The organism is Klebsiella ornithinolytica (assembly GCF_030505655.1).
In the GTDB taxonomy this organism is placed as follows: Bacteria; Pseudomonadota; Gammaproteobacteria; order Enterobacterales; family Enterobacteriaceae; genus Klebsiella; species Klebsiella ornithinolytica.
In genome coordinates, this window is sequence record NZ_CP130153.1 from 304,635 (window position 1) to 324,660 (window position 20,026).

The following is a 20,026-nucleotide window of genomic DNA, read 5'->3' on the forward strand; positions in this document are numbered from 1 at the left end:
TGAAATTCAGATTGCAGAATAAAATTCTATTTATTGTTTAACTGTTTAATGTCTGTTTACTTTACTACATCGTGCTCCTGTTTTGCCCATAAACGGGAGCCGGTTTCCCACTCTTCCCCCGCGTTGTCATTTGTAAATTCCATTTAAAAACAATTGATTATTGTCTATTCGGCAAATTATATTAATTTCTTAATATTATCCTAAGCAACCCCGTCTAAATTTAATAACGTCAAATACCCTGGAATGAAAAGTGGCATTGAAGAGATTCCATTTTCATTTTGTTTAAGTCCGCTGGCGCAGGATATTTTTTCTATCGACCCGCAACCCTGAAAGGGTCATATACAGAACAGGAAAATGATGAGCGAATTTTTGCCGTTTTCGCGCCCGTCGATGGGCGACGCAGAGCTGGCTGCGCTGCGTGAAGTTTTGCAATCGGGCTGGATTACTACCGGACCGAAAAACCAGGCGTTGGAAGAGGCATTCTGCACGCTGACCGGCAACCGTCACGCCGTGGCGGTGAGTTCGGCGACCGGTGGCATGCACGTCACGCTGATGGCGTTGGGCATTGGCCCGGGCGATGAAGTCATCACGCCATCCCAGACCTGGGTTTCCACGCTGAACATGATCTGTCTGCTGGGCGCGACACCGGTGATGATCGATGTCGATCGCGACAATCTGATGATTACCGCCGAGGCGGTTGAAGCGGCGATTACCCCCAACACCAAAGCGATTATTCCCGTGCACTACGCGGGCGCGCCTGCGGATATCGACGCGATTCGCGCCGTGGCAGAACGTCACGGTATCCCGGTGATTGAAGATGCCGCGCACGCGGCGGGAACGTATTACAAGGGCAAACATGTGGGCGGTCGCGGCTGCGCGATCTTCTCATTTCACGCCATTAAAAATATGACCTGCGCCGAAGGCGGACTGATCGTGACCGATGACGATGCGCTGGCATCGCGCATTCGTAGCCTGAAATTCCACGGTCTTGGCGTCGATGCCTATGACCGTCAGACGCATGGTCGGGCGCCGCAGGCGGAGGTGATTTCGCCGGGCTTCAAATACAATCTGGCCGATATCAACGCCGCGCTGGCGCTGGTACAGCTGGATAAACTGGCCCATGCCAACCAGCGTCGTAGCGAGATTGCCCAACGCTATCTGCGCGAGCTGGCGGATACGCCGTTTAAGCCGCTGGCGATACCGGAATGGGAACACCAGCACGCCTGGCACCTGTTTATTATTCGCGTGGATGAAGCGACCTGCGGAATCAGCCGCGATGCGTTGATGGAAAAACTGAAAGCCATGGGCATCGGCACCGGCCTGCACTTCCGTGCGGCCCACACGCAAAAATATTACCGCGAGCGTTTCCCGACGCTTTCCTTACCGAATACGGAATGGAACAGCGCGCGTATCTGTTCACTCCCTTTGTTCCCGGATATGACCGACGATGACGTCACTCGGGTCATTTCCGCGCTGCACCAGCTGTCAGGATGTTGATATGTTTACTTACCCACCCGTGAAAAAAGTCTCGGTCGTTATTCCGGTTTATAACGAACAGGAGAGCCTGCCTGAGCTGATTCGCCGTACGGATGCCGCCTGCGCGACGCTGGGCCGCCAGTATGAGATTCTGCTGGTCGACGATGGCAGCAGCGATGATTCTGCCCGCATGCTGACCGAGGCTGCTGAATCCGAAGGCAGCCATGTGGTCGCGGTGTTGCTTAACCGCAACTATGGCCAGCACTCGGCCATTATGGCGGGATTCAGCCATGTGACCGGCGATCTGATTATTACCCTTGATGCCGACCTGCAAAACCCACCGGAAGAGATCCCGCGCCTGGTGGCGAAGGCGGACGAAGGTTACGACGTGGTCGGTACCGTTCGGCAGAACCGCCAGGACACCTTCTTCCGTAAAAGCGCGTCGAAGATGATCAACCGCCTGATTCAGCGCACCACCGGTAAAGCGATGGGGGACTACGGCTGCATGCTGCGCGCCTATCGCCGCCACATTATCGACGCGATGCTCAATTGCCATGAACGCAGTACGTTTATCCCGATTCTGGCAAATACCTTCGCGCGCCGGGCGGTCGAAATCCCGGTGATGCACGCGGAGCGTGAATTTGGCGATTCCAAATACAGCTTTATGCGCCTGATTAATCTGATGTACGACCTGGTGACCTGTTTGACCACCACGCCGCTGCGTCTGCTGAGCGTCTTCGGCAGCGTGATTGCCCTGCTGGGCTTCGCTTTCGCCTTCCTGCTGGTGTTCCTGCGACTGGTATTTGGCCCGCAGTGGGCGGCGGAAGGGGTGTTCATGCTGTTTGCCGTACTGTTCATGTTCATCGGTGCCCAGTTTGTCGGCATGGGGCTGCTCGGGGAGTATATCGGACGCATCTATAACGATGTCCGCGCCCGTCCCCGCTACTTTATTCAACGTGTTGTTCGTCAGCCGGAAACGGCGTCTCAAGAGGAAGATCGTTCATGAAAGCTGTAGTCTTCGCTTATCACGATATGGGTTGTGCTGGCATTCAGTCTCTGCTGGATTCCGGGTATGAAATCGCCGCTATTTTCACCCATCCGGATAACCCTGGCGAAAACCATTTCTTTGGCTCGGTTGCGCGTATTGCTGCTGAACAAGGTATCCCGGTGTGGGCACCTGAAGATGTTAACCACCCGCTGTGGATTGAACGCATTCGCGACATGAAGCCGGACGTCCTGTTCTCTTTCTACTATCGCAACATGCTGGGCGACGATATCCTCAGCCTTGCACCAAAAGGCGGCTTTAACCTGCACGGTTCTCTGCTGCCGCAATATCGCGGCCGCGCGCCGCTGAACTGGGTGCTGGTTAACGGTGAAACGGAAACCGGCGTGACTCTGCATCGCATGGTCAGCCGTGCGGATGCCGGCGCTATCGTGGCGCAGCAGACGGTTGCTATCGGCGCGGATGATGTCGCGCTGACCCTGCATCGCAAGCTGTGCGCCGCGGCGTCAGAGCTGCTGAACCAGGCCCTGCCGGCGATTCGTGAAGATAAAATCCAGGATCGTGCGCAGGATGAAAGCCAGGCCACCTACGTTGGTCGCCGTACGCCGGAAGATGGCCGTCTCGACTGGGACAAACCTGCGCTGACGCTGCATAACCTGGTCCGCGCCGTTTCCGATCCGTGGCCGGGCGCGTTTGGCTATGTTGGTGCGAATAAATTTATCGTCTGGAAATCCCGCGTGCGCCAGGACCTGGCCGCGGCGAAGCCTGGAACGGTGATGTCGACCTCTCCGCTGGTGATCGCTTGCCAGGATGGCGCGCTGGAGATCGTAACCGGTCAAACCGAGCGCGGCGTTTACATGCAGGGTACGCAGCTGGCGCAGGCGCTGGGGCTGGTATCCGGTGCGGTACTGAGCAGCAAGCCGGTTGTGGCGATTAAACGCCGTACCCGCGTGCTGATCCTTGGCGTGAACGGTTTTATCGGTAACCACCTGACCGAGCGTCTGCTCGCCGACGACAACTATGAAATCTATGGTCTGGATATCGGGTCGGACGCGATCGGTCGTTTCCTGGGCAACCCGCGCTTCCACTTCGTTGAAGGCGATATCAGCATTCACTCCGAGTGGATCGAATACCACATTAAGAAATGCGACGTGGTACTGCCGCTGGTGGCCATCGCGACGCCAATCGAATATACCCGCAACCCGCTGCGCGTGTTCGAGCTGGACTTCGAAGAGAACCTGAAGATCATCCGCGACTGTGTGAAATACGATAAGCGCATTATCTTCCCGTCGACCTCCGAAGTGTACGGCATGTGCACCGACAAAAACTTCGACGAAGACACCTCAAACCTGGTGGTGGGCCCGATCAACAAACAGCGCTGGATTTACTCGGTATCGAAGCAGCTGCTCGACCGCGTTATCTGGGCCTATGGCGACAAGTCCGGCCTGCGCTTCACCCTGTTCCGTCCGTTTAACTGGATGGGACCGCGTCTGGATAACCTGAATGCCGCACGTATCGGCAGCTCTCGTGCGATTACTCAGCTGATCCTGAACCTGGTTGAAGGTTCGCCGATCAAGCTTATCGAAGGCGGTAAACAAAAACGCTGCTTCACCGATATTAGCGATGGTATTGAAGCGCTGTTCCGCATTATCGAGAACAAAGACGGCCGCTGCGACGGGCAGATTATCAACATCGGTAACCCGGAAAACGAAGCCAGTATTAAAGAGCTGGCGGAGATGCTGCTGGCGTGCTTCGAGCGTCATCCGCTGCGCAATAACTTCCCGCCGTTCGCCGGTTTCCGCGACGTCGAGAGCAGCGATTACTACGGTAAAGGCTATCAGGACGTGGAGCATCGTAAGCCGAGCATTCGTAACGCGAAGCGCTGTCTGAACTGGACGCCGACGGTTCCGATGGAAGAAACCGTGGAGCATACGCTCGACTTCTTCCTGCGTACGGTTGAGCTGGTGGACGACAAGACATCATGAAACAGGTCGGCTTACGCATAGATGTCGATACCTTTCGCGGTACCCGGGACGGGGTACCGCGTCTGCTGAGCCTGTTGGGCCAGCACGGGGTTCAGGCAAGCTTCTTCTTCAGCGTTGGGCCGGACAATATGGGGCGCCATTTATGGCGCCTGATAAAACCGAAGTTTCTGTGGAAGATGCTGCGCTCAAACGCCGCTTCGCTGTACGGCTGGGATATTTTGCTGGCCGGCACCGCATGGCCTGGGCGACGGATTGGCGCGGGTAATGAAGAGGTTATCCGTGCGACGGCGCAGGCGCATGAAGTGGGTCTGCATGCCTGGGATCATTACAGCTGGCAGGCATGGAGCGGCGTCTGGCCACAGGAACGGCTGGCGCTGGAGGTCGAACGCGGCCTGCTCGAGCTGGAGCGGATCATCGGCCGGTCGGTCACCTGTTCCGCGGTGGCGGGCTGGCGCGCGGATCAGCGGGTGATTAAAGCCAAAGAGTCCTTCAATTTCCTCTACAACAGCGACTGCCGGGGCTCGCGCCCCTTCCTGCCGTTGCTGGGCGATAAGGTGACAGGTACGGTGCAGATCCCCGTTACGCTGCCTACCTGGGATGAAGTGGTCGGCAGTCGCGTCGATGCCGGGGGCTTCAATCGCTATCTGCTGGATTGTATTCACCGGGATAGCGGTACGCCGGTCTACACCATTCATGCTGAAGTGGAAGGCATTGCCTTCGCGCAGCAGTTTGATGAACTGCTGACGATGGTCGCACAGGAAGAAATCCAGTTTTGCCCGCTGAGCCAACTGCTGCCCGCAGATTTTAGCGAGCTGCCGCTGGGTAAAGTGGTTCGCGGTGAATTGGCCGGCCGGGAAGGCTGGCTTGGGCGTGAACAATTATTGAGTCAGGACGTATGAAAAGCATTCGTTATAGCGTCTCTTTAGTGGTGTTATTTGCGCTGTATTATCTACTTCCGTTGAATTTCCGACTGCTCTGGCAGCCTGATGAAACGCGCTATGCGGAGATCAGCCGCGAGATGCTGGCGTCCGGTGACTGGGTGGTGCCGCATTTTCTCGGGCTGCGCTATTTTGAAAAACCAATTGCCGGATACTGGATTAACAGCATCGGGCAGTGGTTGTTTGGCCACAATAACTTTGCCGTGCGCTTTGGCTCGGTCTTCTCCATTAGCGTCACCGCGCTGCTGATTGCGTGGCTGGCATGGCGCATCTGGCAGGACAAACGGGTGGCGATTCTGTCCGCCGTGATCTTCCTGACCGCACTGCTGGTCTACGGTATTGGCACCTATGCGGTGCTGGACCCGATGATCACCCTGTGGATGGCGCTGGCGATGTGCAGTTTCTGGGGCGCCGCTCAGGCGCAGACCCGAAACGGTAAAATCATCGGCTACGCGCTGCTGGGGGCGGCCTGTGGAATGGGGGTGATGACCAAAGGCTTCCTGGCGCTGGCGGTGCCGGTTGTCGGGGTTCTGCCGTGGGTGATTGCCCAGAAGCGCTGGCGTGAAGTGCTGACCTACGGCTGGCTGGCGGTGGGGGTCTGTATCCTGACGGTGCTGCCCTGGGGCCTGGCTATCGCCAAACGCGAACCGGACTTCTGGCGCTATTTCTTCTGGGTGGAGCATATTCAACGCTTTGCCGAGAAAGATGCCCAACACAAGGCGCCGTTCTGGTATTACATCCCGTTCCTGTTCGCCGGAAGTCTGCCGTGGCTGGCGCTGCTGCCCGGGGCGCTGAAGCGCGGCTGGAGCGAGCGCGATGACGTGCGCGGCGCGCTGTATCTGCTTGGCTGGGTGGCGATGCCGTTCCTGTTTTTCAGTATCGCCAAAGGGAAACTGCCGACCTACATTCTGCCGTGCTTCGGGCCGCTGTCGATTCTGATGGCTCGCTATGGGCTGGATGCGGCGAAGGCGGGAGCGAAGGCGCTGCGTATTAACGGCCTCATCAACCTGGTCTTTGGCCTGGTGGGTCTGATTGCCGTGCTGGTGGTGTCGCCGTGGGGCGTGATGCATAAACCGGTCTGGACGCAGATTGAGCTGTATAAATGTCTGCTGGCGGCGATTGCGTTTGCCGTCTGGGCGCTGATGGGCTGGCTGGCGATGAAAGATAACGGCCGTCGCTGGACATTAGCCGCCTGCTGTCCCCTGGGGCTGGCGCTGCTGATTGGCTTTGCCATTCCTGACCGGGTGATTGATAGTAAGCAGCCGCAGTTCATGGTAGATATCATTGGTGAATCGCTGGCGCCAAGCCGCTATGTGCTGAGCAACAACGTCGGCATTGCCGCCGGTCTGGCGTGGGAACTCAAGCGTAACGATATCATCATGTATGACAAGCAGGGCGAACTGAAGTACGGTTTAGACTGGCCGGATGCGAAGAATGGCTTTGTGAGCCAGAGTGAGTTTGCCAGCTGGCTGGCAGCGCATCGCCAGGAAGGACCGGTATCGCTGGTGCTGCTGATGGACAAAGGAGAAAACATGGCCGATTTACCTCTACCGAAACCTGACAACACCTACGTGTTGGAGCGGGTTGTGTTTCTCCAGTATCTGCCGCAATGAGTACCTGGATCTGCCTGGCGCTGGCGAGCCTGTTAAGCTGCGCCGGGCAGCTGTGCCAGAAGCAGGCGACGCGCCCGTCTAAATCACGGCGGCGCGGCCGCCATATTCTCGGCTGGCTGGGCCTTGCGCTGCTGGCGCTCGGCGGCGGTATGCTGCTGTGGCTGAGCGTGCTGCAATCCATTCCGGTGAGCGTGGCCTATCCCATGCTGAGCCTCAATTTTGTCTGGGTGACGTTAGCGGCCTGGGGGATCTGGCGAGAGCCGGTAGCCCGGCGGCACTGGGTCGGCGTCGGGCTGATTGTGGTCGGCATCGTGGTGCTCGGGAGTAGCGTCTGATGGGCTTAATCTGGGCGTTATTCAGCGTCGGGCTGGTCAGCGCCGCACAGCTTCTGCTGCGCGGGGCGATGGTTGAGCTGCCGCCGCTGAGTGACCTGTTCGCGTTTCTCAATCATCTTTTCCATCTGCGTGCCGGAACTATCGGCCTGGGGCTGGGACTGAGCGGCTACCTGCTGTCGATGGTCTGCTGGTACTTTGCGCTGCATCAGCTGCCGCTGGCCAAAGCCTACGCGCTACTCAGTCTGAGCTATATTCTGGTCTGGGCCGCCGCTATCTGGCTGCCCGGCTGGCATGAACCTTTCCACTGGCGCTCCCTGCTGGGGGTGCTGATTATCATCGCCGGCGTGCTGACAATCTTCTGGCCGGCGAAGCGCAAAACCTGAGTCAGCGGATCCTGTCGGCCTTCAACGCAAACGGCGTTGGTGTGCAGACCGCCAGACTCAGATTGGCAAGCTGGATCTGACTGACCGGGAACGCCGCGCCGCGCGTGCTGTCGACGCTGGCAATCTGCCAGGCGCTGCCGCCGCGCTGCTTAACCATCGCTTCTTTGCGCGTCCAGATACGCCAGAAGGCGTCGAGCTGCCGCTCCGGATGCTCCGCTTCTACTTCCGCATGCTCCCCAGGACTGAAAATGGCGTTAGCCAGCCTGCGCCAGTTCGGGCGAGGGCGAATCACTTCGATATCGCAGCCGACCTCGCCTTCATCGCTGAGCAGCAGGGCGATATCATCGCCGCTGTGGCTGAGGTTAAACCAGAGTCCCGTCTCGCCGGAGAACCCCGGTTTACCGTGTTCAGCGTAAATAATCTCAGGCAGCGGCGACACCGCCTGCGCTAACAGGACCCGGCCCGCCAGCCAGCTTGCGCGACGACTGCCCTGCGGCGCCTGAGCCGCGAGCTTATGCGGCAGAGGCCGGGTGCTTAACGTCGAGATTTTTCCCAGGAAAAGTCGATACATATCAGGGCCAGCGCTGAATAATGATGGACGTATTGATCCCGCCGAAGGCGAAGTTATTACTCTGGATAAATTCGCAATCAATCCGGCGGCTCTCGCCCATAATGTAATCCAGCTCGCCGCACTGCGGGTCCGGCCGGCGCAGGTTGAGCGTAGGGGCAAACCAGCCCTCCCGCATCATTTGCAGGCTCATCCAGGCTTCCAGCGCCCCGCAGGCGCCCAGGGTATGGCCAAAATAGCTTTTTAGCGAAGAGATCGGAACGCGGTCGCCAAACACGGCGGCGCTGGCCTGGCTCTCGGCAATATCACCGCGATCGGTCGCCGTGCCGTGCGCCGAAATATAGCCAATATCCTGGGCGCTTAAACCGGCCATTCTGAGCGATTGCTCCATGCAAATTTGCATGGTTTCCCGCTGCGGCTGGGTAATATGCGCCGCGTCGCAGTTGGTGGCGAAGCCAATGATTTCACCGTAAATCGTCGCTCCCCGGGCTTTGGCATGTTCCAGCTCTTCCAGCACAAAGGTACCGGCGCCTTCGCCAATCACCAGACCGTCACGGGCTTCATCGAACGGCGATGGTGTGGTTTTCGGCTCATCGTTGCGCTGGCTGGTCGCGAACAACGTATCGAAAATAGCCGCTTCCGACGGACACAGCTCTTCAGCGCCGCCGGCCACCATGATGGTCTGATAGCCGTGACGAATCGCCTCCCAGGCATAGCCAATCGCCTGGCTGCCGGAGGTGCAGGCGCTGGAGGTGGGAATGACCCGCCCGCGCAGGCCGAAGAACAGGCCGGTGTTCACTGCGGTTGTGTGCGGCATCATCTGGACGTAGGTCGTGCCGGTGATGTTATTGGTATGCTTTTCCGTCAGCATGGTCGCGAATTCGCTGACCGGACCGGTGCTACCGGTAGAGGAGCCGTAGGCAATACCGGTTTCGCCATTGGTGAGAACCGCCTCGCCAGTCAGTCCGGCCTGCTCCAGCGCCAGCTCGCTGGCGCGGGTGGACATCAGCGAGACGCGGCCCATGGCGCGAATGCGCTTGCGCGTATAGTGCTCCGGCAGGGTGAAATCGTCGATGGGGGCGCCGAGTAGCGTATGCAGACCATCATAGATTTGCCACTCCGGCATTGTGCGCACGGCGTTCTCGTAGGCCTGTAGCCTGGCGGATACCGCCTGCCAGCTTTCGCCGAAGGCGGTGACGCCGCCCATACCGGTAATGACGACGCGACGAGTCATAGCATACCTCCATTGATGGAAATCACCTGACGCGTCACATAGCCCGCAATATCCGACATTAAATAGCTGGCGAGTCCGGCGACTTCTTCGGCCTGACCCATGCGTTTCATCGGAACGAGCGACATCGCCTCTTTGAGGGCGGCCTCTTCCATGGCGATCATCCCGGTATCAATCAGCCCTGGGGCAATGCAGTTGACGGTGATCTTGCGTTTTGCCAGCTCAATGGCCAGCGCTTTGGTCGCGCCGATAATGCCCGCTTTGGCGGCACTGTAGTTAACCTGCCCGCGGTTGCCCATGACGCCTGACACCGAAGAGAGCGTGATAATCCGTCCGCCCTGGCGGGCGCCGATCATCGGCATGATGCATGGCTGAATGACGTTATAAAAACTGTCGAGATTGGTGTGGATCACCGCATCCCAGTCGCTGTCGCTGAGCGCCGGGAAGGCGCCATCCCGGGTAATGCCGGCATTGCTCACCACACCGTACCACGGCCCATGAGTCGCGATATCCTGCTCCAGCACCTCGCGGCACTGCTCACGGTTGGCGACATCAAAACTCAATGTCCGGCCCGCTCCCCCGGCGGCGCGGATGCTCTTCAGCGTCTCCTGCGCACCCTCTGCGTCACGATGATAATGGACGCCGACAATAAAGCCATCGGCCGCCAGCTGGCAGGCGATGGCACGCCCGATACCCTTGCTGGCACCGGTCACTAATACGGAACGACTCATGGTTTCTCTCCCTGATTAAAAAGCGTCGTTAACTCTTCCTGGGTGGGCTGGAAGGTGTTGATGCGGCCCGTTGCCAGCGTGTCATTCCCGCAGCAGATCGTGCAGTCGAAGCTACCGAAACGTTCATCCTGCATTAATAAGCTGACCGCGATGGTCAGCGTTTGCCCGGCGGGCAGAACGCCGGCGGCGCACACCAGTTCTCTGGCTCCCAGCACCATACCGAGGGCGATGTTGCCCAGGTTTTTCTGATGACGATGCCAGCCGGACCAGACGCCAATGGTCTGCGCCATCAGCTCCAGCGCAAACCAGCCCGGCAGATCGCCGTTGGCATCAAGAAACGGCGTCAGTACGCCCCCGGAGGCGACGGTCACGCGGCAGGTGGCCGTTTCCTCGGACACCTCCAGCACCTCTTCGAGCAGCAGCATCGGGGCATCGTGCGGCAGATAGGCGCCGGGCGCCAGGTAATGGCTCATGAAAGTCTCCCGAGCAAAATGCTGGCGTTGTTGCCGCCAAAAGCAAATGAGTTGGACAAAATCAGCGGGCGTTCCAGAGGCTGCGACGTCGCGATGATACCGCACTCCGCCAGCGCCGGGTCGCGCGGCGAGAGGCTGAAATCCTGCGCCGGCAGTGGCAAATGACGCTGCAAAATCAGCATACCTATTGCCGCTTCGGTGATCCCGGCGGCGCCGAGAGTATGTCCGGTGAGGTGTTTGGTTGAGCTGCACGGCACGGTGTCGCCAAACAGCTGCTGCACGACCTGCGACTCCACCCGATCGTTAAGCGGCGTGGCGGTGCCGTGCAGGTTGATATAGCCCACCGCCCCGGCGGTGATGCCGGCATCGTCAAGCGCCTGGGTAATGGCGCGGATGGCGCCTTCGCCCTGCGGATGCGGGGCCGAAATATGGTGCGCATCGCTTGATTCGCCGACGCCCAGCAGCGCGATCGGCTGCGGCTCGCGCGTCAGCAGCATCAGCGCCGCCCCTTCACCGATGGTGATCCCGCAGCGGTCGCGGGCAAAGGGCTGGCATCGCGTCACCGAAAGGGACTCCAGACTATGAAAACCGTTCACCGGCATCCGGCTCAGCGTATCGGCGCCGCCGACAATAGCCACGTCGGCGAGGTCGGCTTCAATCAGCCGTCGCCCGCTGATAATGGCCCTGGCGCTGGAGGAGCAGGCGGTGGAGAGGGTGAACGCCGGGCCGTCCAGCGCCAGCCAGTGGCTCAGAAAGCGCGACGGATCGCCCAGCTCCTGCTGCGGATATTGCCAGCCGGCGCTGGTCCCGCCGTTCAGCGTGGCAGCCACGTGAATATCGCCCTCGTCGAGGCCGGAGGTGCTGGTGCCGAGCACCACCGCGACGCGGTCGCTTCCGAAGCGCGCGATGGCCTCGTCGACCTGGGGACGGATCTGGGTTAGCGCCGCCAGCAGCAGCTGGTTATTACGCGATCGGTGGGCCGCAAAATCATCGGCAATGGCAGGCAGGACGGCATCCACGCCGCCGAGTACCGCTGCGGGCTGTCCCTCTAGCCAGCCCGGACGCGGGCGCATACCGGGGGCAATGCCGCGCGTCAGATTCGCGGCGATTTCATCGCAGTTGTCACCCAGCGCATTGATCATGCCGACAGCAGAAATGTAGATCATCTCAGTCACCCAGATATTGAATGGTGATGTGGTATTTAAAGGCCCGCTGCTCAATGCCGATCGGCTCGCGCTTACCCTGCCGGTTGAGGTAGGCGATCGCCGTCACCAGCTGCCCGCGGGCGTTGCGTAGCTCGCGGCGGTCGCCGGTGTCGATCAGGGTCCAGCCCTCCGGCAGCTGCGGTTGCCAGGCGGCGACAGGCCAGTGGCTGAGCATCACATCGGCCAGCACCTGACTTGCCGGCGGCAGCTGCGGAGCGACGATAGACTGCTCGGTGTGCAGCCCCTTTTCATCATAGGTCACAAGAAACAGGCGGATCCCCATCGATGAGAGACCGGCGAGAGTGACTTTTTGCTCATCCGCGTTGAGCATCACCAGCAGCGACTGAGTCTGGCCGTGAAAACGCCCGGTAAGCAGCTGCTGGGCATTCAGCGGCGGGGTGATGCCTGGCGCCGGTAACGTCACGCGGGTTCCCGGCTCCAGCCATGCCTGCGGTCGCCCTTGCCCGGGGCTGGACGAGTGGCTGCACCCGGCGAGGATGAAGGTGGCGGCCAGCGCCGCGGCGCACCAGAGTCTGTGTTTGATCATCGTCTTTTTTTCTCTTTTTTACCGGGCATCGCCAGCGGGGAGAGCAGGAAAGCGGTGAAAATACCGCTGACCAGCACAATGCCAAAACTGCTGATGGCCTGGGTGGCGCTGAAGACCAGCATGCCGAGGGTCAACAGGGTGGTCATCATGGCGAGGATGATGGCCAGCAGCGACGTCAGCGGCGTTCCGCGCGGGTTGCTGAAAAACAGGGTGTAGTTGATACCAATCCCCAGCACCAGCACCAGCGCCAGCAGTGAAAACAGGTTCACCGGGTGGCCGCTGAAGGCGAGGGCTGCCAGCCCGCAGCCTAACGACAGCACGGAGGGCACCAGGCCGATCGACCCTTTGCGCCAGCCGAGACGCAATATGGCGCCACAGGCGATGACCGCCAGCGCAACGACCAGCAGTCCCGTCAAAATATGGCGATAGAGAGTAAACAGTTCGTCAAAGGCACTTTTTCTGTCTACCCACGCGACGCCGGGCTGCTTTTCACTCAGGGCCCGTAGCGCCGCGCTTGTTTTCACGCCGTCAACCGGAACCAGCACGCCGCTCTCGCCCGCTGGCAGCGTCAGCCACAGCAGGCGCCAGCCTTCGCTGGCCGGGCTGGCAAGCCAGTCATCGACCGTGACCGGCATGGCCGACAGATCCGCATCGACTGTTTTGAGCCCGGCGTTTTGCAGCGCGGCGGTGACCGCCGGTGCTGCCGCGTTGAGCAGCGCCAGATCCTGGCGTTGACGGGCCAGCGAATTGAGCGGAAGCGTGCGATAACCGCTGAGCATCCCCTGACGTTTCGCCTCGGCAAGGGCAGGTGCAAAGGCCTCCAGCCGCTCCAGCGTCTGCTGCGGCGTCGCACCGTAGACCACGAACCATTTCTGATCAACGCTCTGGCCGGTCAGGGCGACGATCGCTTTTTCTTCGGCCAGAAGATGCTGCGGCAGCGCCTGGAGCTGTGAAATATCGTCATCGACCCGCAGGGTGGCGATACCGGCCAGCGAGAAGAGCGCCAGCGTCAGCGGCAGGCCAATATACAGTTTTTTGTTGCGTCGCCATGCCGCCAGCCAGCGAAGCATGAGCCCCATCGCCGGCACCGGGCGAACCGGCAGACCGCGGGACAGCAGCGGATGCCAGAAAATCACCGTCAGGCAGGAGGCGCTCAGTCCGACGGCGGCGAACACCGACATCTGGCGAATACCGGGGAAGGGGGCGAGCATCATGATGAGATAGGCCACCACGGCCGTCAGCAGCGCCAGCAGCAACGTGCGGCGGACTTTGGCAAGGCTTTGCCACGGCGTGGCATCATGCCCGTGGACCATACGTTCCGTGAGATAGTACAGCGTATAGTCGGCGGAGATACCGATAATGCTCATGCTCATCACCAGCGTCATCAGATGCAGTTCGCCAAACAGCAGCAGCGTGGCGACGGTGCCCGCCAGCCCGCCAATGCCGACGGAAATCACGCACAGCAGCAGCGGCCGAAGCGAACGGAAGGTCACGACGATAAGCAGGATCACCCCAAGCAGCGTGGCGATGCCGAGGGTGGAGATATCCTGCTTCGCCTGCTGGCTGGCGTAGTCGCTGTAAAACACCGTCCCGCGGGTGAGCACCTGTGCCTGCGGGTAGCGCGCTTTTAATTGCTCTTCCAGCTCCGCGAGGGTCGTCACGACGCGGTGCGTCTGCTGCATATCGAATGAGGAACCTGCCAGCTCGCCGTGGATCAGATACCAGTCATTTCCCTGCTTATCCAGGGTTACCAGCCAGCCGTCTTTGAGCTGCAAACGCTGGCCGTTTTGCGCCATCGCCAGCTGCGAGCCGCGCATCAGCATCAGCGGATCGTTTTGCAGCTCTTTGCCGCTGACGCCGGAAAAGGCGGAGTAGAGCTGGGAGAGGACCCACTGCGCCTGCGCCGCGCCGCCGTTTTGCAGGCGAGCGCGGGTGGCATCATCGATAAGCCCGTTGCGGTGCTGCCAGAAAAAGGTTCCCCACGCCTGCTGGCTGGCGGCATCCATTGGGCCTTTCACGTCCGCGAGAGCGTTCGATTGCTGAAGGAGAGTGAGCCATTCGCCTGCCGCCTGAGGACCGGCCTGCTTGCCGGGGCTCACCAGCCAGACTATCTGCCGGTCCAGCCGCTGCATAAAGCCATCGTTCAGGGCCGGGGGAATAGCGCCAAGGGTCTGCTTCGGCAACATCGCCAGCACGCTGCTGTTGACCCGCGATTGCGGCAGCAGCGTCAGCAGAACGCCCAGCATCAGCAGGCAGACGCAGCCCCACAGCAGCGCGATGCTCCGGCGGTTACGGTGCAGCAAATCGTTGTCGTTCGTCATCGGTCAGTTGCGCGGGCGTCAGTTGATGTTGAGAGAGGACGATATCGGTACGATCGCCTTGTTTATCATTGAGTTGAATATTTTCCAGGTTGCGCTGGCCCGCCAGGTCGATGGTGGCGAAGATTTTATCCAGCGGTGTGGTTTTCGGCGTCAGGCGCAGGGTCCATCGCCCTTCGCCGGTATCGGCAAACTCGACGCGGAAGTTCTGCTCCAGCACCTGACGGTCGGCCTGAAACAGCGCGCGCAGCAAATGGTTGAACTGGAACATCTGCGGGTTGTTCTCGGCGGTGATCGTCTGCGGCGGCTGGCCGCCGATCGCCTGTACCATCCGTTTATCATCCAGCAGGAGCTGCATCGGGAACGGGGCGGTCTGATCCCACAGCAGCCCCTGGTCGCGGGCGATCAGCATCTGGCCCTGGGATCGCAGCGGCTGCGGCAGATCCTTAATGGTACGGGTTTGATCGAAGTGGGCGCGGATCACCGGCTGTTCGGTCAAGCGCTGCTGCAGATCGTCAAGCGTCAGGGCGCTGAGCAACGGGCTAATCAGCAGCGCCAGCAGGGGCCACCATCTCATGGCTTCACCCCCATGCGCTCAAACAGGATGTCCGGGCTGACGAAGCTCATCTCACGGCTTTTCTCCTCCACGGCGACCTGGATGGTATAGCCGGTGGTGGTGCGTTTTCCGCTGTCGGCGGCGAAAATTTCATAGCCGATGCGCAGCCGGTTTTCGTACTCTTCTATCCGGGCGCGCACGCGAAAACGTTGTTCAAAGGTCAGCACGTCGCGATATTTCACCCGGGTATCCACCACCGGCCACAGATAGCCGGATTCTTTCATCTGGCGGTAGCCATAGTTGAACTGATTGAGCAGCGCCTCGCGGGCAATCTCAAAGTAGCGAAAGTAGTTGCCATGCCACACCACGCCCATCATATCGACGTCGTGAAACGGTACGGTCAGCTCTACCTCGGCAGTAAAACGGGGATCGTTAAGCACCCTTTACTCCTTCTCTTTGGCATCCGGCAGCTGCCAGAAATCGAAAAAATTGAACCAGTCCAGCGGCGACTGCAGCGCGTAGTGCTCAAGGCGCTGTGCATAGCGGTCAATGGCATGCTGTAACGCCGCCTGGCGTTCTGCGCGAGGCAGCGTCAGCGGGTCGGCGAAGGGTTCGCAATGAATATGCAGTTTGCCCTGCTGGCGCAGCGCAAAAATCAGCTGCACCGGACAGCGCAGGATCGACGCCAGAATAAACGGCCCCTGCGGGAAAGGCGCGGGTTGTCCCATGAACTCACTCCAGCAGACGCGCCATTCGCCGCCGCGCTGGGGCGTCACGGCGATGCGGTCGCCGACGATAGCCACCCATTCGTTCCGCTCCAGCTTCTCTTTGAGCAGCATCGCGGTCTCCGGGCCGATATCGGTCACCGGCATCAGGTTGATCCCGGCCTGCGGCGCCATCTCCTCCATGATCTGTTTAAAGCGGCGGGCGTTATCGCTAAACACCAGTGCGTTAATGACCTGACCGCCCTGCAATTGCGCCAGCGCCCGGCAGGCCTCGACATCGCCGAGATGGGAGGCCAGCAATAGCTTGCCGCCGGGAGTCCTGTTGCTGAGCGCTTCTTCCGCTCCGGGAGCGAAAACCACATCGCGTCCGAAGCGTAATTCGCCGCGCCAGCCGGCGATTTTGTCGAGCATCGCCTCGCCAAAGCGCAGAAAATGGCGATAGCTGTTGAGGTGCGCGGGCAGCGGCTGCTGACGGGCGGTAAGCTGCACGCGCACGCGCGACAGCCAGTTTTGCGAGGCCTGACGGGCGCGGTGCGCGATCAGCCAATAGACGGCCACCACCGGGTAGAGCAGCCACGAAAACGCCCTACGCCCCAGCAGTCGCCAGACCAGCAGCATCAGACGCATTCCCCACAGCCCTTTGACCTCCTGCTGCTGCGCCCAGTGGATTGTCCGACGGCGAAACAGCAGGGAAGGGATACGCGGCAGCATGCCGAGGAACAGGCGAGTGTGCATCCACGAGATGCGACAGTTGTCCTTAAGCGCATCAAAATGAGACAGCCCGTCCGCGGGATAGGTCACGCGGGTCGCAACAAAATGGCTGTCATTACCCTGCCAGTAGAGACGCACCATAACTTCGGTATCGAAATCCATCCGTTTACCCAGCGCCACGCGCTGCGCCAGCTGTAGCGTTGGCGCAATCGGGTAGACGCGAAAGCCGCACATACTGTCTTTCAACTGGAGCGAGAGCGTTTCTATCCACACCCAGATGTGGGTAATCCAGCGGCCATAGAGGCGTGAGCGGGGGATCGTGTTGTCGTAAACGGGACGCCCGGAGATCAGCGCGGTCGGGTGCGCTTGCGCGAGGGTCAGCAGTTGTGGAATATCCTCAATGGCGTGCTGCCCGTCGGCATCCACCTGCACGGCGTGGCTGAAACCCGCCGCGGCTGCGGCCTGCAGACCGCGGATCACCGCCGCGCCTTTGCCGGCATTTTCCGTCAGGCGAATCAGCGTCAACCCGGGATCCTGCGCCGCCAGTTGTTCCAGCACCCGGCGCGTCGGCGCGTCGCTGCCATCGTCGACCACAATGCACGGCAGATTGCAGGGCCGTAAACGGGCCAGTACCCGGGGCATCATCGCGCCGTGGTTGTAGCAAGGGATCACCACACAGGGCGCGAAGGTTACTGACATAGACGGATTTTCCCGCTGCTGGCGATATGTCGCGCTTCGCCATCGTGGCGCTGATAGTTGAAGGTGAGTATCTGGCGCGCTTCCTGCCAGTGCAGGGTGAGCGTGACGGTCGCATCCGGCAGGAGCGGCGCCTGGAATTTGACGTTCTGAATGCTGTGGAACCGCCAGCCTGGCGCCAGCAGCGTGGTGGCGTAATGCATGACCCAGTCCAGCTGGGCAACGCCGGGCAGCAGCGGCTGTACGGCAAAATGGCCGCTAAACCAGAAAAGGCCCGGATCGAGGTACAAGACAATCTCAACCTGCTGCTGATGCGCCTGATTCCCTTCAATTTCATGGGGTTTCATGAAATAACTCCTGTAATTGCGCATATACGCGCTTGTTCATGCTGTTCACCGGGATCTCGTCGATAATGCGCCAGTAGCGGGGAATGGCGACCGACTCAAGCTTTGGCCGAAGCGCTCGTCGCCACGCCTGCTCAAGGGGTTTATTGGCGGATTGCCACTTCTGACGGGTATGGTCATTGAGCACCAGCAGGACACCGATGGCCTGGCGGCCACCGCGGCTGACGGGTAAAGCCACCGCGTCCTGAATTCCCTCCAGTTCCAGCAGGCGCTGTTCAATTTCGCTGAGTGAAATCCGCTTTTCTTCAATTTTAACCACCCGTCCCCGGCGTCCGGCCAGACGAAACTGTCCGTCATCGGTGAATTGCAGGGTATCGTCGAGTAGCAGGCCATCTTGATGGGCAATCAGCGGCGAAAATACGCGAAACGCTTCGCCTTCGGGGAGAAAGCTGACCCCGGGGAAAGGCCGCCAGTCGCCTTGCTCCTGCTCGCGGCAGCGCCAGGCAAGGATGCCGGTTTCGGTACTGCCGTAAATCTCATCCGGCCTGCATTTAAGCCAGTCGTTCGCCCCGGTCACCTGCTCCCAGGGCAGTACTCCGCCGGCAGAGAACAAGATCGCCACCGGCGGCGGATTCAGTCTGGGGTCAAGGCGCTTCAAAAAGGCCGGACTGCTGATAAACGCATAGCGATGCCGGGGATCCAGCGCGCTGAGTTGCTCGGCATAATTCAGCATTGCCGCGTCTAGCGGCAGGCCGAGCGCCATGGGCAGGAAAATGCGAAAGGTCAGGCCGTAAAGATGCTGGGGTGCTACCGACGCGACAATACGACAGCCGGCCAGCCGGTCGGCAAAGTGCGTGGCCAGCAGTTCAGCCTCGTGGTCGAGAACGGCCAGCGATTTGATAATTCGCTTCGGTTGCCCCGTCGAACCTGAGGTGAACAGCTCAATGGCGGCGTCATCAGCCAGCGGGTGAAAGGTGACCGTCTGCGTGGGAGAGCGTCGGGAACGGCTGATGACCCATGTCGGGCCGCTCCAGCCAAGGGGCTTTTCACTGAGCACGCCATCGAACAGCGCGCGTTGCTCTTCCAGCTGAGAGAGGCGGCTGTGCCCCGGGATCACCGGCGTTTTGTGGGCATGCAGCGTGGCCAGCAGCGCGACCAGAAACAGATAGCTGTCGTCAAAACAGAGCGCCCAGCGTTGACCCTGGTGCTGCTGCAGCCGCTCCACGCAGCGCGCAACGTCATTGCGCAGATGACCCAATGTCCAGAACTGGTCTCCCCGCCAGGCCACGAGGGTGTCGGCCGAACGCGGGGCACTCAGCCAGCGGACCACAGAAAGAGGCGGCATCATAAGGATTCTCGCTTCATCACCCGACGGCGTACCAGCCACTCTCCGGCCATCAGGGCGCCGATCAGCAGATAGGCGATCATGCCGTTCCACGCGGTCCAGAGCGCCATATCACCGTACAGCGCCGTCAAGAGGGCGATACTGCCATTGACGATAAAAAACAGGCACCAGATCTGCGTGACCCGACGGGTATAGCGCACGGCGGCGGCGGGGAGGTGAGGCTCTCGTATGCGGGCCAGGCGTTCCACCAGCGGCATGGTTGTCCACAGCGAACCGCCGAACGCAGCCAGCATCACGGCGTTGACCACCAGCGGGTAAAACAGCAGCAGCTGGTGCGTTTTCAGCAGTGTGCTGGCCACGCAGAGGGCGATCCCCGCCAGCGCGACCACCTGGGTGACGATGCGCAGCGGACCCGCCTGCCGCCGGGTCTGGCGCAGGCGTAAATAGAGCAGCAGCGCCATTAAAGGGAGCAGCCAGCGCAGGCTGTTATGCGCGAGGCCCAGCCAGATGACGCCAGGCCAGGCCAGCAGGAGCAGGCTTGTCAGCAGCAGAATACCCTTGCGTGGAAGTGCCCCCGACATGCGGATCAGGCTTCCCGGGACAGGCGTTCGAGGGCATCAACCACATCCTGCACGGTACGCACGGCTTTAAATTCTTCTGCTTTGATTTTCTTGCTGGTTTTCTTCTGCAGGTGGACGATCATATCGACCGCGTCGATGCTATCCAGCTCCAGGTCTTCGTACAGCCGCGCTTCCGGTTTGATGTCTTCAGGATCGATCTCGAACAGCTTAACCAGCAGTGCCGAGACGTCGGCATAAATATCATGTGATTCAGTCATGGGGC

The 20,026-nt window shown here is 60.3% G+C and carries 21 protein-coding genes; 7 read left to right on the forward strand and 14 right to left on the reverse strand.

Features of this window, described 5'->3' with window-relative positions; translation table 11 throughout:
* Positions 1–357: 357 nt before the first annotated feature.
* The 7 genes from arnB to arnF are packed head-to-tail and all read left to right on the forward strand — an operon-like array spanning position 358 to position 7,733.
* Complete coding sequence (gene arnB, locus Q1L34_RS01365; RefSeq protein WP_004868647.1) at positions 358–1,497, forward strand: UDP-4-amino-4-deoxy-L-arabinose aminotransferase; 1,140 nt, start codon at positions 358–360, stop codon at positions 1,495–1,497.
* A gap of 1 nt (position 1,498) precedes the next feature.
* Positions 1,499–2,482 (forward strand): undecaprenyl-phosphate 4-deoxy-4-formamido-L-arabinose transferase, encoded by a 984-nt coding sequence (gene arnC, locus Q1L34_RS01370; protein WP_100663201.1) that lies wholly within the window; start codon positions 1,499–1,501, stop codon positions 2,480–2,482.
* A complete protein-coding gene (arnA, locus tag Q1L34_RS01375) occupies positions 2,479–4,464 on the forward strand; it encodes a bifunctional UDP-4-amino-4-deoxy-L-arabinose formyltransferase/UDP-glucuronic acid oxidase ArnA (protein WP_015585575.1) in 1,986 nt (661 codons plus the stop codon). Before arnC ends, arnA begins: the two co-directional genes overlap by 4 nt.
* Positions 4,461–5,363, forward strand: a complete 903-nt coding sequence (gene arnD, locus Q1L34_RS01380; RefSeq protein WP_097357803.1) for a 4-deoxy-4-formamido-L-arabinose-phosphoundecaprenol deformylase — start codon at positions 4,461–4,463, stop codon at positions 5,361–5,363. The genes arnA and arnD overlap by 4 nt, the downstream gene beginning before the upstream one ends.
* Positions 5,360–7,015 carry a lipid IV(A) 4-amino-4-deoxy-L-arabinosyltransferase gene (gene arnT / locus Q1L34_RS01385; protein ID WP_004868643.1) on the forward strand — a complete coding sequence of 552 codons (1,656 nt, stop codon included), beginning with the start codon at positions 5,360–5,362 and terminating at the stop codon, positions 7,013–7,015. The genes arnD and arnT overlap by 4 nt, the downstream gene beginning before the upstream one ends.
* Entirely contained in the window at positions 7,012–7,350 is a 339-nt protein-coding gene (gene arnE / locus Q1L34_RS01390) for a 4-amino-4-deoxy-L-arabinose-phosphoundecaprenol flippase subunit ArnE (RefSeq protein ID WP_004868642.1), read from the forward strand. The genes arnT and arnE overlap by 4 nt, the downstream gene beginning before the upstream one ends.
* A complete protein-coding gene (gene arnF, locus Q1L34_RS01395) occupies positions 7,350–7,733 on the forward strand; it encodes a 4-amino-4-deoxy-L-arabinose-phosphoundecaprenol flippase subunit ArnF (protein ID WP_004868628.1) in 384 nt (127 codons plus the stop codon). The genes arnE and arnF overlap by 1 nt, the downstream gene beginning before the upstream one ends.
* 1 nt (position 7,734) lies before the next feature.
* Here arnF and acpT read toward each other — a convergent pair whose 3' ends face one another.
* Genes acpT through Q1L34_RS01465 form a run of 14 tightly spaced genes read right to left on the reverse strand, consistent with a single transcriptional unit; the run spans position 7,735 to position 20,021 of the window.
* Entirely contained in the window at positions 7,735–8,304 is a 570-nt protein-coding gene (acpT, locus tag Q1L34_RS01400; protein WP_048022859.1) for a 4'-phosphopantetheinyl transferase AcpT, read from the reverse strand.
* Between the two features lies 1 nt (position 8,305).
* Positions 8,306–9,535, reverse strand: coding sequence for a beta-ketoacyl-ACP synthase (locus Q1L34_RS01405; RefSeq protein ID WP_015585577.1), 1,230 nt, complete (start codon positions 9,533–9,535; stop codon positions 8,306–8,308).
* A complete protein-coding gene (locus tag Q1L34_RS01410) occupies positions 9,532–10,263 on the reverse strand; it encodes a 3-ketoacyl-ACP reductase FabG2 (RefSeq protein WP_004868621.1) in 732 nt (243 codons plus the stop codon). Before Q1L34_RS01410 ends, Q1L34_RS01405 begins: the two co-directional genes overlap by 4 nt.
* A complete protein-coding gene (locus Q1L34_RS01415; protein WP_048022864.1) occupies positions 10,260–10,736 on the reverse strand; it encodes a hotdog family protein in 477 nt (158 codons plus the stop codon). Before Q1L34_RS01415 ends, Q1L34_RS01410 begins: the two co-directional genes overlap by 4 nt.
* A complete protein-coding gene (locus Q1L34_RS01420) occupies positions 10,733–11,902 on the reverse strand; it encodes a beta-ketoacyl-[acyl-carrier-protein] synthase family protein (RefSeq protein ID WP_004868618.1) in 1,170 nt (389 codons plus the stop codon). The genes Q1L34_RS01415 and Q1L34_RS01420 overlap by 4 nt, the downstream gene beginning before the upstream one ends.
* Position 11,903: 1 nt before the next feature.
* The gene (locus Q1L34_RS01425; RefSeq protein ID WP_004868615.1) at positions 11,904–12,488 is read right to left on the reverse strand and encodes a DUF3261 domain-containing protein; all 585 of its coding nucleotides are present in this window, start codon (positions 12,486–12,488) and stop codon (positions 11,904–11,906) included.
* Positions 12,485–14,809 carry an MMPL family transporter gene (locus Q1L34_RS01430; protein ID WP_327204340.1) on the reverse strand — a complete coding sequence of 775 codons (2,325 nt, stop codon included), beginning with the start codon at positions 14,807–14,809 and terminating at the stop codon, positions 12,485–12,487. Before Q1L34_RS01430 ends, Q1L34_RS01425 begins: the two co-directional genes overlap by 4 nt.
* Entirely contained in the window at positions 14,778–15,383 is a 606-nt protein-coding gene (locus tag Q1L34_RS01435; RefSeq protein WP_004868611.1) for an outer membrane lipoprotein carrier protein LolA, read from the reverse strand. Before Q1L34_RS01435 ends, Q1L34_RS01430 begins: the two co-directional genes overlap by 32 nt.
* Complete coding sequence (locus Q1L34_RS01440; protein ID WP_004868610.1) at positions 15,380–15,802, reverse strand: acyl-CoA thioesterase; 423 nt, start codon at positions 15,800–15,802, stop codon at positions 15,380–15,382. Before Q1L34_RS01440 ends, Q1L34_RS01435 begins: the two co-directional genes overlap by 4 nt.
* Positions 15,803–15,805: 3 nt before the next feature.
* Positions 15,806–17,497: a glycosyltransferase family 2 protein gene (locus Q1L34_RS01445; protein WP_069476377.1), complete on the reverse strand. Its 1,692-nt coding sequence runs from the start codon at positions 17,495–17,497 to the stop codon at positions 15,806–15,808.
* A complete protein-coding gene (locus Q1L34_RS01450; RefSeq protein ID WP_004868605.1) occupies positions 17,488–17,841 on the reverse strand; it encodes an ApeI family dehydratase in 354 nt (117 codons plus the stop codon). The genes Q1L34_RS01445 and Q1L34_RS01450 overlap by 10 nt, the downstream gene beginning before the upstream one ends.
* A complete protein-coding gene (locus tag Q1L34_RS01455; RefSeq protein WP_327204341.1) occupies positions 17,828–19,186 on the reverse strand; it encodes an AMP-binding protein in 1,359 nt (452 codons plus the stop codon). The genes Q1L34_RS01450 and Q1L34_RS01455 overlap by 14 nt, the downstream gene beginning before the upstream one ends.
* Positions 19,183–19,764: a COG4648 family protein gene (locus tag Q1L34_RS01460; RefSeq protein ID WP_004868602.1), complete on the reverse strand. Its 582-nt coding sequence runs from the start codon at positions 19,762–19,764 to the stop codon at positions 19,183–19,185. Before Q1L34_RS01460 ends, Q1L34_RS01455 begins: the two co-directional genes overlap by 4 nt.
* A gap of 5 nt (positions 19,765–19,769) precedes the next feature.
* Positions 19,770–20,021: an acyl carrier protein gene (locus Q1L34_RS01465; protein ID WP_004868599.1), complete on the reverse strand. Its 252-nt coding sequence runs from the start codon at positions 20,019–20,021 to the stop codon at positions 19,770–19,772.
* Between the last annotated feature and the right edge of the window lie 5 nt (positions 20,022–20,026).

Coding starts and splice junctions, on each gene's coding strand:
- Q1L34_RS01405 (WP_015585577.1), bottom strand. CDS start 9,535: ATGACTCGTCGCGTCGTCATTACCGGTATGGGCGGCGTCACCGCCTTC.
- acpT (WP_048022859.1), bottom strand. CDS start 8,304: ATGTATCGACTTTTCCTGGGAAAAATCTCGACGTTAAGCACCCGGCCT.
- Q1L34_RS01430 (WP_327204340.1), bottom strand. CDS start 14,809: ATGACGAACGACAACGATTTGCTGCACCGTAACCGCCGGAGCATCGCG.
- Q1L34_RS01415 (WP_048022864.1), bottom strand. CDS start 10,736: ATGAGCCATTACCTGGCGCCCGGCGCCTATCTGCCGCACGATGCCCCG.
- arnC (WP_100663201.1), top strand. CDS start 1,499: ATGTTTACTTACCCACCCGTGAAAAAAGTCTCGGTCGTTATTCCGGTT.
- Q1L34_RS01425 (WP_004868615.1), bottom strand. CDS start 12,488: ATGATCAAACACAGACTCTGGTGCGCCGCGGCGCTGGCCGCCACCTTC.
- Q1L34_RS01445 (WP_069476377.1), bottom strand. CDS start 17,497: ATGTCAGTAACCTTCGCGCCCTGTGTGGTGATCCCTTGCTACAACCAC.
- Q1L34_RS01420 (WP_004868618.1), bottom strand. CDS start 11,902: ATGATCTACATTTCTGCTGTCGGCATGATCAATGCGCTGGGTGACAAC.
- Q1L34_RS01435 (WP_004868611.1), bottom strand. CDS start 15,383: ATGAGATGGTGGCCCCTGCTGGCGCTGCTGATTAGCCCGTTGCTCAGC.
- Q1L34_RS01450 (WP_004868605.1), bottom strand. CDS start 17,841: ATGAAACCCCATGAAATTGAAGGGAATCAGGCGCATCAGCAGCAGGTT.
- arnA (WP_015585575.1), top strand. CDS start 2,479: ATGAAAGCTGTAGTCTTCGCTTATCACGATATGGGTTGTGCTGGCATT.
- arnD (WP_097357803.1), top strand. CDS start 4,461: ATGAAACAGGTCGGCTTACGCATAGATGTCGATACCTTTCGCGGTACC.
- Q1L34_RS01460 (WP_004868602.1), bottom strand. CDS start 19,764: ATGTCGGGGGCACTTCCACGCAAGGGTATTCTGCTGCTGACAAGCCTG.
- arnF (WP_004868628.1), top strand. CDS start 7,350: ATGGGCTTAATCTGGGCGTTATTCAGCGTCGGGCTGGTCAGCGCCGCA.
- Q1L34_RS01465 (WP_004868599.1), bottom strand. CDS start 20,021: ATGACTGAATCACATGATATTTATGCCGACGTCTCGGCACTGCTGGTT.
- arnE (WP_004868642.1), top strand. CDS start 7,012: ATGAGTACCTGGATCTGCCTGGCGCTGGCGAGCCTGTTAAGCTGCGCC.
- Q1L34_RS01410 (WP_004868621.1), bottom strand. CDS start 10,263: ATGAGTCGTTCCGTATTAGTGACCGGTGCCAGCAAGGGTATCGGGCGT.
- arnT (WP_004868643.1), top strand. CDS start 5,360: ATGAAAAGCATTCGTTATAGCGTCTCTTTAGTGGTGTTATTTGCGCTG.
- Q1L34_RS01455 (WP_327204341.1), bottom strand. CDS start 19,186: ATGATGCCGCCTCTTTCTGTGGTCCGCTGGCTGAGTGCCCCGCGTTCG.
- arnB (WP_004868647.1), top strand. CDS start 358: ATGAGCGAATTTTTGCCGTTTTCGCGCCCGTCGATGGGCGACGCAGAG.